Origin of the sequence: Cryobacterium sp. TMS1-20-1, assembly GCF_004402355.1 — a bacterium.
Lineage (GTDB): Bacteria > Actinomycetota > Actinomycetes > Actinomycetales > Microbacteriaceae > Cryobacterium > Cryobacterium levicorallinum.
Genome location: NZ_SOGF01000051.1, coordinates 96,701 through 109,693, shown reverse-complemented (window position 1 = coordinate 109,693; position 12,993 = coordinate 96,701). Strand labels below are relative to the sequence as shown.

The 12,993-nt window shown below is 59.7% G+C and carries 13 protein-coding genes; 8 read left to right on the top strand and 5 right to left on the bottom strand.

Annotated elements, in window-relative coordinates:
• Positions 1–26: 26 nt before the first annotated feature.
• The 5 genes from gyrB to dnaA all read right to left on the bottom strand — a co-directional run bounded on the left by gyrB (position 27) and on the right by dnaA (position 6,889).
• Entirely contained in the window at positions 27–2,045 is a 2,019-nt protein-coding gene (gene gyrB / locus E3O45_RS11150; protein WP_134443457.1) for a DNA topoisomerase (ATP-hydrolyzing) subunit B, read from the bottom strand.
• Positions 2,046–2,176: 131 nt separating this feature from the next.
• Positions 2,177–2,716 carry a DUF721 domain-containing protein gene (locus E3O45_RS11145; protein ID WP_134443456.1) on the bottom strand — a complete coding sequence of 180 codons (540 nt, stop codon included), beginning with the start codon at positions 2,714–2,716 and terminating at the stop codon, positions 2,177–2,179.
• Positions 2,709–3,878 carry a DNA replication/repair protein RecF gene (gene recF, locus E3O45_RS11140; RefSeq protein ID WP_134443455.1) on the bottom strand — a complete coding sequence of 390 codons (1,170 nt, stop codon included), beginning with the start codon at positions 3,876–3,878 and terminating at the stop codon, positions 2,709–2,711. The genes E3O45_RS11145 and recF overlap by 8 nt, the downstream gene beginning before the upstream one ends.
• 5 nt (positions 3,879–3,883) lie before the next feature.
• Positions 3,884–5,032 (bottom strand): DNA polymerase III subunit beta, encoded by a 1,149-nt coding sequence (dnaN, locus tag E3O45_RS11135; RefSeq protein WP_134443454.1) that lies wholly within the window; start codon positions 5,030–5,032, stop codon positions 3,884–3,886.
• Positions 5,033–5,470: 438 nt separating this feature from the next.
• Positions 5,471–6,889 (bottom strand): chromosomal replication initiator protein DnaA, encoded by a 1,419-nt coding sequence (gene dnaA / locus E3O45_RS11130; RefSeq protein WP_092448016.1) that lies wholly within the window; start codon positions 6,887–6,889, stop codon positions 5,471–5,473.
• Positions 6,890–7,309: 420 nt separating this feature from the next.
• Between dnaA and rpmH the strand changes: the two genes are divergently transcribed.
• The 8 genes from rpmH (at position 7,310) to E3O45_RS11090 (ending at position 12,504) form a co-directional block, all read left to right on the top strand.
• Entirely contained in the window at positions 7,310–7,447 is a 138-nt protein-coding gene (rpmH, locus tag E3O45_RS11125; protein WP_010204566.1) for a 50S ribosomal protein L34, read from the top strand.
• Between the two features lie 23 nt (positions 7,448–7,470).
• Entirely contained in the window at positions 7,471–7,857 is a 387-nt protein-coding gene (rnpA, locus tag E3O45_RS11120; RefSeq protein ID WP_134443453.1) for a ribonuclease P protein component, read from the top strand.
• Positions 7,854–8,165: a membrane protein insertion efficiency factor YidD gene (gene yidD / locus E3O45_RS11115; protein WP_104132961.1), complete on the top strand. Its 312-nt coding sequence runs from the start codon at positions 7,854–7,856 to the stop codon at positions 8,163–8,165. The genes rnpA and yidD overlap by 4 nt, the downstream gene beginning before the upstream one ends.
• An 8-nt stretch (positions 8,166–8,173) precedes the next feature.
• Positions 8,174–9,157 carry a membrane protein insertase YidC gene (gene yidC / locus E3O45_RS11110; RefSeq protein WP_092448013.1) on the top strand — a complete coding sequence of 328 codons (984 nt, stop codon included), beginning with the start codon at positions 8,174–8,176 and terminating at the stop codon, positions 9,155–9,157.
• Positions 9,158–9,321: 164 nt separating this feature from the next.
• Positions 9,322–9,798 carry a R3H domain-containing nucleic acid-binding protein gene (locus tag E3O45_RS11105; RefSeq protein WP_241985329.1) on the top strand — a complete coding sequence of 159 codons (477 nt, stop codon included), beginning with the start codon at positions 9,322–9,324 and terminating at the stop codon, positions 9,796–9,798.
• A gap of 42 nt (positions 9,799–9,840) precedes the next feature.
• The gene (gene rsmG / locus E3O45_RS11100) at positions 9,841–10,506 is read left to right on the top strand and encodes a 16S rRNA (guanine(527)-N(7))-methyltransferase RsmG (RefSeq protein ID WP_241985326.1); all 666 of its coding nucleotides are present in this window, start codon (positions 9,841–9,843) and stop codon (positions 10,504–10,506) included.
• A gap of 76 nt (positions 10,507–10,582) precedes the next feature.
• Positions 10,583–11,554, top strand: a complete 972-nt coding sequence (locus tag E3O45_RS11095; protein ID WP_174843082.1) for a ParA family protein — start codon at positions 10,583–10,585, stop codon at positions 11,552–11,554.
• Positions 11,554–12,504 carry a ParB/RepB/Spo0J family partition protein gene (locus E3O45_RS11090; RefSeq protein WP_166789470.1) on the top strand — a complete coding sequence of 317 codons (951 nt, stop codon included), beginning with the start codon at positions 11,554–11,556 and terminating at the stop codon, positions 12,502–12,504. The genes E3O45_RS11095 and E3O45_RS11090 overlap by 1 nt, the downstream gene beginning before the upstream one ends.
• Positions 12,505–12,993 lie beyond the last annotated feature (489 nt).

Below are 12,993 nucleotides of genomic sequence, written 5' to 3'. Positions count from 1 at the left end.
TCGAGTCGGAGTTGCTCGTGGTGTCATCAGATGTCAAGGAAACGCACGTCCTTCGCGTTTTTCTGGATGAAGTTGCGTCGGGATTCGACGTCTTCACCCATCAGGGTGGAGAAGATTTCGTCGGCGGATGCCGCGTCATCCAAGGTGACCTGCAGCAGGGTGCGGGATTCGGGGGCCATCGTGGTTTCCCACAGCTCCTTGTAGTCCATCTCGCCGAGGCCCTTGTAGCGCTGAATGCCGTTGTCCTTCGGGATCCGCTTGCCCGAGGCCGCGCCATCGGCAAGAAGGGCGTCGCGCTCGGCATCGGAGTACACGTATTCGTGCGGCGAGTTGGTCCACTTGAGCCGGTACAGCGGCGGCTGGGCCAGATAGACGTAGCCGAGGTCGATCAGCGGACGCATGTATCGGAATAGCAGTGTCAGCAGCAGGGTCGTGATGTGCTGGCCGTCGACATCGGCGTCGGCCATTAACACGATCTTGTGGTACCGAACCTTGTCCGGGTTGAATTCTTCGCCCATCCCAGCACCGAAGGCCGTGATCATGGCCTGAACCTCTGCGTTACCGAGGGCACGGTCGAGGCGAGCCTTTTCGACGTTGAGGATCTTGCCGCGCAGCGGCAAGATGGCCTGGAACTCCGGGTTGCGCCCCTGAACGGCGGAGCCGCCGGCCGAATCGCCCTCGACGATGAAGATCTCGGACAAGGAGGGGTCCTTGCTCTGGCAATCCTTGAGCTTGCCCGGCATGCCGCCGCCCTCGAGCAGTCCCTTGCGACGGGCGGTTTCCCGAGCTTTGCGTGCCGCCATACGAGCGTTCGATGCCTGCAAGGACTTACGAATAATTTCGCGGGCCGGGTTCGGGTTGCGGTTGAACCAGTCGGTGAGCTGATCGTTGGCGACCTTTTGTACGAACGATTTCGCCTCGGTGTTGCCGAGTTTGGTCTTGGTCTGGCCTTCGAACTGCGGTTCGGCGAGCTTGATCGACACGACCGCGGTCAGTCCTTCACGCACGTCATCGCCGGTGAGGTTGTCATCCTTTTCTTTCAGGATGCCCTTTTCGCGGGCGTACTTGTTCACGAGTGTGGTCAGCGCGGCGCGGAAACCCTCTTCGTGGGTGCCGCCCTCGTGGGTGTTGATCGTATTCGCGTAGGTGTGCACGCTCTCGGTGTAGGCCGTGGTCCATTGCATGGCCACTTCCAGCGCCATCTTGCGTTCGTGGTCTTCCCACTCGAACGAGATGATCTCTTCGTTGACGAGGTCGGCCTTTTTGGCACGGTTGAGGTACTCGACGTAGTCGACGAGTCCCTGATCGTACTTGAAGGTGTTACTGACGACCGTGCCGTCGTCAGTGCGGTGGGCTTCACGCTCGTCGGTGAGGGTGAGACGCAGGCCCTTGTTCAAAAAACCCATCTGCTGAAAACGAGCGCGCAACGTTTCGTAATCGAAATCGATCGTCTCGAAGGTCTCAGCGCTCGGCCAGAAGGTAATGGTGGTGCCCGTTTCGTCGTTCGCTTCGCCCTGTTCCAGGGGAGCGTTGGGGACACCATTGGCGAAACTCTGGCGCCAAATGAATCCCTGGCGACGAACCTCGACCTCGAGGCGGCTCGACAGGGCGTTCACCACGGAGCTGCCGACACCGTGCAGTCCACCGGAAACGGAATACCCGCCGCCGCCGAATTTTCCACCGGCGTGCAGCACCGTCAGGACGACCTCAACGGTCGAACGGCCCTCTGCCTTGTGAATGTCGACGGGGATTCCGCGACCGTTGTCTTCGACGCGAATGGCGCCGTCGGCCAGAATGCGAATATCAATTGTGTCGCAGTGCCCCGCCAGGGCTTCGTCGACGGAGTTGTCAACGATCTCATAGACCAGGTGGTGCAGTCCGCGCGGTCCGGTGGATCCGATATACATACCGGGTCGCTTTCGAACGGCTTCCAGCCCCTCGAGGACCTGGATATCGTCTGCACCGTATTCGTGCTCCGGCTCCCGCTCCGCCACTATTGGGGATATATCTGGGGACGTGCGTTCGGGCGTCGGTTCAACTGTCATCTGAAAATAGGCTCCTGACCATCGCACGGGCGACCATTTAGTCTACCAAATGAGGCGAGACCAACCGGCCATAATCGCCGTTTGACGCCTTTTGACGCCTTTTGTTCATGGGGGTGACCTTATTTGCTGGATCACCCGTAGGTATCGCGTGGACCACGCCCTGGAATTGATCTGGGACCCTTTTTCCAGGATGGTGCGTTGGGCCCCTGGAAACGAATCGATTGGATGCCGGCATCTGGGTAGCGGGTCGCAATGTGTTCCATGATGACGTTCCGCATCAGACGTAGCTGTGTCGCCCAGGCAGTCGACTCGCAGTGCACCGTGAGTACGCCGTCATCGATGCCCGCCGGGGTGGAATGGTTGGCGGTTTCTTCACCGGCCAGCAGTATCCAGGAAGCAAGCAGTTCCGATTGCGCCAGTGGTGAATTCCAGCCGAGTTGCATGGTGAGCGAGTTGATGGTGTCGCCGAGGCCACGCGGATCGCGTCCAATTCCAAAGGGCACACTCGAGCCGGCGGCCGGGGCGATGCGCTTGCGTCCGCGGGTACGGCGTGCGTTCGGATCGCCGAAGATACTCTTGAATCGTAGGTAAACCTGGCTGGCTTCACTGGCATTGGATTCCAGTGAATCACTGCTCTTTGGTGTTTCACGTGGAACATTCTGGTCAGCCATCGATGACCGCGCCGGCGTGAATGTGGATGGTGTGCGCGACCAGCGCCTGGGGAACGTCTTCCAGTACGGCGGCCGTGATCAGAACCTGCTCAAAAGACCCGATCGCCGCGGCCAGTCGGGCTCGGCGGTCCAAATCCAGCTCTGCAAATACGTCGTCGAGAATCAGCACTGGATCCCCGCTCGCTGAATCCTGGCGTAATAGCTGAGCGGATGCCAATTTCAGCGACAGCGCGAACGACCACGATTCCCCATGACTCGCGTAGCCCTTGGCCGGCAGCTCGTTGAGCATGAAGACGAGGTCATCCCGGTGCGGGCCAGCGAGGGTGATACCGCGTTCGAGTTCACGTTTGCGTAGTCCCACCAAGGCGGTACGAAAGATCTCAGTGGTGGAGGATTCCACCGAACCCGGTCCGGCCGCCGAGCCAATGCCGCCGAGCGCAGCCCCGTCGACGTCTTCATCGGCGCCGAGAATGCTCAAATTTGCCACCAAGGAAGGCCCATGGTCTTCATTCACAACGGCCCGATAGGCCGCGCGCAGAGGATCTCCGAGCAGATGCACGAGTTTGGCCCGCTCGTCGATAATTTCTGAACCGAACTCGACGAGTCGTTCGTCCCAGATATCGAGGGTGGACAGCTGATTTCCGCGGAGACCGGAAGAGCGCGCTGACTTGAGCAGGGTATTGCGCTGCTTGAGCACGCGGTCGTAATCGCTGAGAACCGCGGCCAGCCGCGGGGTCCGCAGCACCAAAAGTTGATCGAGAAACTTACGCCGACCAGAGGGATCTCCGCGCACGAGCGCCAGGTCCTCCGGGGCGAACACGACACTGGAGAAATAGCGGGGTAGGTCACGGGTCTTAATCACCGAGCGATTGACCTGCGCTCGATTCTGTCCCGTGCGGTTGAGCTGGACCTCGGCCAAGATGTCACGACCGTTGTATTCGAGTCGCGCCCGAATGATTCCGGCGTCCTGCCCGGCCCGAATCATGGCCTTATCGGTCGAGACCCGATGCGAGCCGAGCGTACTGAGAAAACCGAGGGCTTCGACCAGGTTCGTTTTTCCCTGACCATTACGTCCGACGATGAGATTAGGCCCGGCGTTGAATGAAACCTCGGCCGTCGCGTAGTTGCGAAAGTCGGTGAGCGAAAGGTGGGTGACCCGCACCGTCGTTAGCGCAGTAGCAGGTTGGGCTGGAGCAGATACTTGTAGCTGTCCGCTCCGGCCTGCTCGCGCGACGTCTGGCTGGTTATCAGAACGGGACCGGGCTTATTCGGGTTTTCCGTCTTCGTGAATGAGATGCGCACGAATTCCGAGTGCACTGCGCTGAGTCCGTCGAGGAGGAACTGCGGCTTGAGCGACACGATCGTCTCGGTACCGGAGAGAATCGCGTCGATGGTCTCCGAGGCCTGCGCCTGTTCGGAACCGACCGCTTCCAGGGTGACTCCGTCAGCGGCGAAGGTGAAACGAAGGGCTGCTTCACGTTCAAGCACGAGCTGCACGCGGCGCGTTGCCTCGATCAGGTCGGCTGTGTTCATGACCGCGTAGTTGTCGACCGTTTCGGGGAACAACCGACGCACCGGAGGAAAGTTGCCCTTGATCAGCAGTGATGTGACGGTTTTCTTGTTGGCGGTGAAGGCGATCAGTTCTCGGTCGTCATTGTTGGTGATCGACACCGAAATGGTTCCGCTGTGGCCGAAGGTCTTGCCGACTTCCTGCAGGGTTCGAGCCGGCACCAGGGCCGTAATTGTTCCCTCGGTGGTGTTGCTTCCGTGGTCCCAGTCGATTTCGCGAACGGCCACACGGTAACGGTCGGTGGCAACGAGGCTCAGGCTGTTTTCGGTTATTTCCAGCTGCACGCCGGTGATGACGGGCGTGACATCATCACGGGATGCAGCGACGGCCACCTGGGCTACTGCGGCGGCAAATTCTTCGGCGGGCACCAGACCGGACTGGGTGCTCACCTGCGGAATGCTGGGGTATTCCTCAACCGGCATAGACAGCAGGGTGAAGCTCGCCGAACCACAACTGACCTTGATCCGGGAATTTTCCGTGGAAAAACGTACTGGCGCGTTGGGCAGTCGGCTGGCGATCTCGGCCAGAAGGCGTCCGGAGACGAGTATTTTGCCCGTTTCTTCTACTTCGGCGGTGATCTCGGTCTGGGCGGAGACTTCGTAGTCGAAGGACGAGAGGATCAGACCCGTTGCCGTGGCTTCGATGAGCACACCGCTGAGGATTGGCAGGGTCGTTCGCTGGGGTAGAAGTTTTACGGCGAAGGAAACTGCTTCGCTGAAGACATCCCGATTTGCCTGAAATCTCACGATGTCATTCCTTAGCGTTGCGAAAGCGGATGGGTGGGCCTCAATGCTAGCTGGCTTCACCGTCCGGTTCGGTACCGGGCCCCATCGGTGGCTTCGGCAGTCAAGGTTGTCGGCTAGATCTGGTTAAAGAATTTTTGTTAATCTTCTTAACCGTTGTGGAAACTGTGGATAACTCTGTGAAAACGGCTGAGGCACTGAGAACTACACGTTTGTAACTTGTGGGCGACCTGTGGAAGTTTGTCATTCGTTTGCGCAAGCGCAACTCTTGGTAATTACAAGTTTCTACAGGGAAGCCCCGAGTTTCTACAGGCGACGACCGGTTGTGTGAGTTAATTCCACAGGGTTATCCACAGGTGTGAAAACTAAAAAAAATTCAGCGCCTCCGGGTCAAACTCAGCTGAGTTTGCCGTGAGGGGCTGAAAATTTTACCGTTGGCGCTTACTTGTACCGGTGATCCTGCTTGATGCGATTGGTCAGTTCAGTGACCTGATTGTAAATCGACCGTCGCTCCTTCATGAGCTCACTGATCTTCTTATTGGCGTACATCACTGTCGTATGGTCCCGATTGCCGAACAGCTGCCCAATCTTGGGCAGCGACAGATTTGTGAGCTCACGACACAGATACATGGCGATTTGGCGGGCCGTGGCGATGGCCTGCGAGCGACTCGACCCGTACAGGTCATCGACCGAGAGCTTGAAGTAATTAGCCGTGTTGGTGATGATGTCGACCGGAGCAATGACGTTGTCTTCGTCCAGGGTGATGAGGTCCTTCAACACCGTTTGAACGAGGTCCATGTCGACCGGAGTCTTGTTCAGACTTGCGAAGGCAGTGACCCGAATCAGTGTTCCCTCCAGTTCGCGAATGTTGGACGAAACCTTCGACGCCATGAACTCCAGAATGTCGTGGGGCACCTGCAGCTTCTCGCTCTGGGCCTTTTTGCGCAGAATGGCGATGCGGGTCTCGAGGTCGGGAGCCTGGACATCCGTTATCAAACCCCACTCGAAGCGGCTGCGCATTCGGTCTTCAAAACCGGTGAGGTGTTTCGGCGGCAGGTCACTCGTGATGACCACCTGCTTGTTGTGGTCGTGCAGGGTGTTGAAGGTATGGAAGAAGGCTTCCTGGGTCTCCGCCTTGTTCTGCAGAAATTGGATGTCGTCAATCATCAGAATGTCGATATTGCGGTACCGAGCCTGAAAAGCTGAGCCACGGTTGTTGGCGATGGAATTGATGAAATCGTTGGTGAACTCTTCGGAACTGACATAACGTACCCGGATGCCGGGATACAAGCTCATAGCGTAGTGACCGATCGCGTGCAAAAGGTGAGTCTTGCCCAGCCCGGACGATCCGTAGATGAAGAGCGGGTTGTAGGCCTTGGCCGGCGCTTCGGCCACGGCAACAGCGGCCGCGTGAGCGAAGCGGTTGGATTGCCCGATGACGAAGTTGTCAAAACTGTATTTGGGGTTGAGTCGCGTCTCGTGCGGCCCCGCTGGCGCGGCACTCTCGAAGACCGATTGCGGCGGTGCCGGCGTAATAACGTCGGGCGGGGTCATTGTCTGCTGAACCGGGCGCAACGACTCCTGCTCGAGTTCGGGATTCACGACGACGTAGAACGTCGACACCGCGGTGGCCTCGTCGAGCTGACCCATTGCGGTGAGCAGGGGAACCCGCATTCGCTGATTGAGCATGCTGGCCGTGAACTCGTTGGGTACCTCAAGATAGAAGGTGCCAGCGGCGATACCTTTCGGCTCGACCAGACTGAGAAAGCCGTAGAGCATGGGCGTAATCGTGGCGTCGGACTCCAGGGAGGTCAGAACGGACCGCCAGGTTTCGGCTATCGGCGCTTCAACGTCTGCCATGGTTCCTACAATCTGTGTGGTTCGGGATAACTCTGTTCAACTGTGACGGCCGGCGCGCCTTCGTTCGGGTGGTGCCGGTACGTTCGTCAGGACTGGATCAAAGTTATCCACCGCTTGTGTATAAAACCGGTCGAATTCTCAGGTTTAGGGCACCAGCCTGTGGATAACTTGTCTTTACGGTAGTCAATCCCGGTCGTGGAGGCTAATTTTGCAGTTCCTGCGCCCGACCGTTCGGTTTCTGCGTTGGTGTCATTATTGTGGAGAATCACTCGATTCGGGCGCTGAGTTTGACCAGACGTTACCGAGGCCGTAGTTTTAATCAGTTGACCCCATCCCGCGGGCTTCCAACTTCTGTGCGCGCCGCTGTTCTGGCCGAGGGGAAATTGGCCAGCGGTGATTCAAATACGTGGAGATTGAACTATGAGCAAGAGAACCTTCCAGCCGAACAACCGCCGTCGCGCCAAGGTGCACGGCTTCCGCCTGCGCATGCGCACCCGTGCGGGCCGCGCCATTCTCGGTGCTCGCCGTCGCAAGGGTCGCACCGAACTCTCCGCGTAAGTTCTCGTGGTCGCCAGGTTATTGTGATCGCTCACGTAAATCGCATCACGAGCGGCAGTGATTACCAGGGCGTCGTTCGGCGCGGTGTGCGGATCGTTGGTGCGCACACCGTTTTGTACATACGCAAAAGTGACGCTCGACCCGGATCCGCTCAAACGGATGCTGTCGACCCGGTTCGCTTCGGATTCATCGTCGCTAAGAATGTGGGTGACGCCGTGAGGCGCAATCTCGTTCGCCGCCGCCTCAAGGCGGTCACGTTCGAGCTGCTCCCCGCGGTGACGCCGGGAACGGATGTCGTCATCCGTGCTTTGCCGACGGCGCGCGATGCCGCGTGGCAGACGCTGCACGACGAAGTTCAACGTTCCCTGTCTCGCCCCCTCCCAATGCGAAAAGGCAGCCCGGGCCGATGAACCCCGTACTCGCGACGATTATTCTGCTCCCGCGCAATGTGGGCGTGCTGATTCTTCGCGTGTATCGCGCCGTGATTTCTCCCCTCTACGGGGATGTGTGCCGGTTTTACCCGTCTTGCTCGGCCTACGCACTGGGGGCCGTTCAGGAACACGGACTAGCGTGGGGAAGCGTCCTCGCTGCACGGAGACTGAGCCATTGTCATCCGTGGTCTGAAGGCGGCATCGATGATGTACCTCTCAAAAGCACGCGTCGCTTTCGTTTGACGTCGTTCGGTTTTGTCGTTGCACCCAGCCACGGAAAGGGCTAACCCACAGTATGGACCTCATAGGTACGATCCTCTGGCCTCTGAAATGGGTGGTCGAGCTGCTGCTCGTAGCCTTCCACTGGCTGTTTTCCCAGATCGGAATCGCGGGACTGGGCTACGACGACGGTCTCACGTGGGTGCTGTCCATCGTCGGCCTCGTTCTGGTGGTGCGTGCCGCCCTCATCCCCATCTTCGTGCGGCAGATCAAGAGCCAACGCAAGATGCTCGAGGTCGCCCCACAACTGAAGAAGATCCAGGACAAGTACAAGGGCAAGAAGGACCAGTTCTCGCGTGAGGCAATGTCCCGCGAGACCATGGCCATGTACAAGAAGACGGGGACCAACCCGCTGAGCTCCTGCCTGCCGCTGTTGCTGCAGATGCCAATCTTCTTCGCACTGTTCTCGGTGCTCAACGACGCCCAGCGTGCCAAGGCCGGCGTCGGACCGCTCAATCAGAGCCTCGCCGAGAGCTTCGGCAATGCCACCCTCTTTGGAAATGCACCCCTGCACGACACCTTCGCCTCCCAGTGGTCGCTGTGGACGGCGGGTGACCCCTTCAATGGCACCGTCATGATCATCGCGGCCACCATGGTCGTGCTGATGACCGCGTCGCAGTTCATCACCCAGCTGCAGATCGTCTCCAAGAACATGTCGCCGGAAACCAAGGCGAGCCCCATGTTCAAGCAGCAGCGCATCATGCTCTACCTGCTCCCCCTCGTCTTCGCCTTCTCCGGTGTCGCGTTCCCGCTCGGCGTCATGTTCTACTGGCTCACCTCCAACTTCTGGACCATGATTCAGCAGTTCCTGGTGATCCGAAACATGCCGACGCCCGGCAGTGAGGCCGCTAAGGCTCGCGAAGAGCGCATGGCCCGCAAGGGCAAGCTCATCGCGACCGATGGTGACATCATTGTGGTTGAGGAGCCCGCCAAGCCGGTACAGCGTCAGCAGCCGGTCGGCAAGGCCCGCGCTAAGAAGCAAACCGGCCCGAAAAAGTAGTGGAGATCACCGTGACGGAAAAGATCCACCTGACCGAGGTCAACAACGCTGAGGTCGATATCACGGCGGCCGCTGCTGTCGAAGGCGACAGCGCGGCGTTCCCCAGTGATATTGCTGCAACGGATCCGTCCCCGGACGTTCCAGAAACAGGTTCCGTCGCGAGCATCGACGCTCCCCTCACGACCGATCAACTCGAACGTGAGGGCGACATCGCTGCGGACTATATCGAGGAATTCCTTGATATCTGCGACCTCGATGGAGACATCGACATTGATGCTCGGAACGGTCGGGCCTACCTCTCGGTCAAGGCATCCGACGCGGACAACCTGCGGGTGTTGTCCAAGCCAGAAACTGTCAATGCGCTGCAAGAGCTGACCCGCCTCGCGGTGCAGAACAAGACGGGATCATTCTCCCGTCTCATTCTCGACATCGGCGGATCTCGCGAGGCTCGTGAAGCTGAGCTGGCGGCGCTCGTTGCCCGTGCCATTGCCCGCATCGAAGCCGGAGCGACCGAGGCCGACCTGCCGGCCATGTCCTCTTACGAGCGCAAACTCGTGCACGACATCGTGTCGGCGAGCGGATACCGATCCGAGTCGTCCGGCGAGGGCCGCGATCGCCATACCGTCATTACCGCAGCGTAGTTTCCGGCCGTTATGTCGGAGTCAGCCACACCGGGACCGCGCGTGCCCGAACCCCTCACACCGGGAACTGCCGAGCCTGAGGTCGTTGAACTCGAGAAGGAACCGGCGGAGGCTTCGAACTTGTTCGGAGCCCAACTCGACCTGATCCGAGCTTTTACGGGTAATTTGGCTGATCAGGGAGAAATACTGGGCTTGATCGGCCCGCTGGAACTCCCCCGGTTGTGGTCGCGTCACATTCTTAATTGCGCGATCGTAGCCCCCCTGCTGCGCCCGGGCCTCGTGGGCGACGTTGGCTCCGGCTCCGGCCTCCCCGGCCTCGTTCTGGCCATCGCTCGCCCCGACGTGAACTTCGTTCTGATCGAACCGATGGAACGGCGAGTCGCCTGGCTGAACGACCAGGTGGCGGTGCTCGGCTTGAAGAATGTCACTGTAGTGCGGGCGCGCGCGGAGGAAGCGCGCCTGAAGCATCCGCTTGACCAGGTCACGGCACGAGCCGTGAGCGCTCTCGGTAAGCTGATCCCATTGACCGCTCCCCTGGTTCGCTCAGGCGGGGAGCTCATCCTCATGAAGGGCGAGGGCGCGCAGCGCGAAATTGAGGCCGCAGCGAAGGCCATTCGCAAGTACGGCCTGCGCGATGTCGAGGTCATTACCCTCGGTGCTGGCGTGCTGCCGGAGGTAACCCGGGTCATCCGGGCTACAGTGGACTAGTCCCGAATGCCGAAAGAATTGGTGTTTGGGGGTCCCTTTCGGGTGGCTCATCAACCGTCGAACGTAAAGGTTTCACGTGAAACATCCTGCTGAAGATCAGCGCGCTGCCAAGGCGGCCGGGATCGACGCTGCACCGCCACTCGCCCGCGAAATTGCTGAGCTGACCCGCCGGCGCCAGGTCATTGCTGCCGGCGAACTGCCCAAACCCGAGAAAACCCGGGTCCTGACCATCTCCAATCAGAAGGGCGGGGTTGGCAAGACCACGACCGCTGTCAACCTTGCCGCGGCCCTCGCGCGTCAGGGAGCCCGGGTGTTGGTCATCGATCTCGACCCGCAGGGAAATGCTTCAACCGCCCTTGGTGTTGAGCACCGAGCCGAAACGCCCAGCGTTTACGACGTCATCATTAACGACATGCCCATGATCGAGGTCGTGCAGAAGAGCCCCGAATTCGGTGCTCTGTTCTGCGTTCCGGCCACGATTCACCTGGCCGGTGCCGAGATTGAACTGGTCTCCCTGGTTGCGCGCGAACAGCGCCTGCGTCGTGCTCTCGACCTGTACCTCGCCGAAATGACCGAGCCGTACGACTATGTCTTCATTGACTGCCCGCCGTCCCTGGGACTGCTGACGATCAATGCGTTTGTCGCGGCGCGAGAAGTGCTCATTCCCATTCAGTGTGAGTACTACGCGCTCGAGGGGCTGAGCCAGCTGCTCAAAAACATCAAGCTGATCGAGAAACACCTCAACCCGGATCTGGTCGTGTCGACGATTCTCCTGACCATGTACGACAGCCGTACCAATCTGGCGACCCAGGTAGCTAAGGAAGTGCGCGATCACTTCCCCAAAGAGGTCCTTAATACGGCAATTCCGCGCTCTGTGCGGGTTTCTGAGGCCCCGAGCTACGGTCAGAGCGTCGTTAGCTACGACCTGAACTCGGCAGGATCGCTCTCCTATCTCGAAGCAGCATCAGAAATGGCCCATCGGGGGGCACCGAGAACCGCAGATCAGCCCCAATCGAACGAAAAGCCCCACAAGAGAGAGCAATACTGATGGCAAAGAGAACCGGGCTTGGCCGCGGTATTGGTGCACTCATTCCGGTGCAGGATGACGCTTCGGCTCCGCGCCCGGTCGACGTCTTCTTTCCCCGCGCCGTGACCGTTGAAGCGGATGCCTCCCCCGCGCTGGTTCCCGTGCCCGGAGCGCGCCTCGCGCACCTCAACCCGCAGGATATCGTTCCCAACCGGGCCCAGCCGCGCACCATATTCGACGAGGATGACCTCGCCGAACTCGTGCACAGTATTCGCGAAGTCGGGGTGCTGCAGCCCATTGTGGTGCGCCCGTTGCCCGACGAGCCCGGCAAGTATGAACTCGTCATGGGTGAGCGCCGGTTGCGCGCCACCAAGGAAGTTGGGCTGGACATTATCCCGGCCGTCGTTCGCGACACTGCCGACGTGGACATGCTGCGCGACGCACTCCTGGAGAACCTGCACCGTGCGCAGCTGAATCCGCTCGAGGAAGCATCCGCTTATCAGCAGTTGCTCGCGGATTTTGGCATTACCCAGGAAGAACTGGCGAGCCGGATCGGGCGCTCGCGTCCGCAGATCACCAACACTTTGCGACTGCTCAAACTACCGGAACCGGTTCAGTTGCGTGTCGCAGCGGGGGTGCTATCGGCGGGTCACGCTCGCGCCATTCTGTCGGTCGGGGACCCGGCCGGCATGCTGCGCCTGGCCGACAAGATTGTCGAAGAGGACCTTTCGGTTCGTGCGGCGGAGGCAGCAGCGTCCGCTGGTCCCAAGAAAGTTGTTGTGAAGGCGTTGCCTGGACGGCGCCAGGGACACCTCGATGAGATCGCCGAACACCTCGGAGATCGTCTCGACACCCGGGTCAAGATCAATCTGGGCGCACGAAAAGGCCAGATCACAGTAGATTTCGCGACAATCGGTGATCTAAATCGCATTCTGACCGTTTTGGGAGAGCCTGGCTTCAGCGCCAGCTAGCTCGTGCCTACGTTTCACGTGAAACGTACCCATTCCGTTGGTCGGTTTTGCCGCCGACGCCACCGTCACCGCAATCGCAATCGCGTGAGCTGCCTGCCGGGAGGGCCATTTTGGCTGGTCGAGCCTGCCTCGACCGCCTTGGTCCTCCCGGAACGATCTCCAAGAGCCGCCCATTTCGTTGGTCGAGCCTTCCGAGACCGCCATCGTCCCCTCGTGAGTTGTTTGCGGGAATCTGGTTGATGTGTTTCACGTGAAACGTCATCACATCACATCACATCACATCACGTCCTGGCTGTTCAAAGGCATTTTTGGCGATGCAGGCGGTCTGGTCTGCGGTGTACGGTAACGCGCTCGTCAGCTGAAACATTCAGCCCTTGCGGGGAGTTTTTGCGAAAAGCGTGCGGAGACTCCCCGCAAACACCTTAAACTCGCACCCCGCGCATGACCTGATTCCGACTGCACTTTCGGTGACTGAACCTGCGCCAGGGT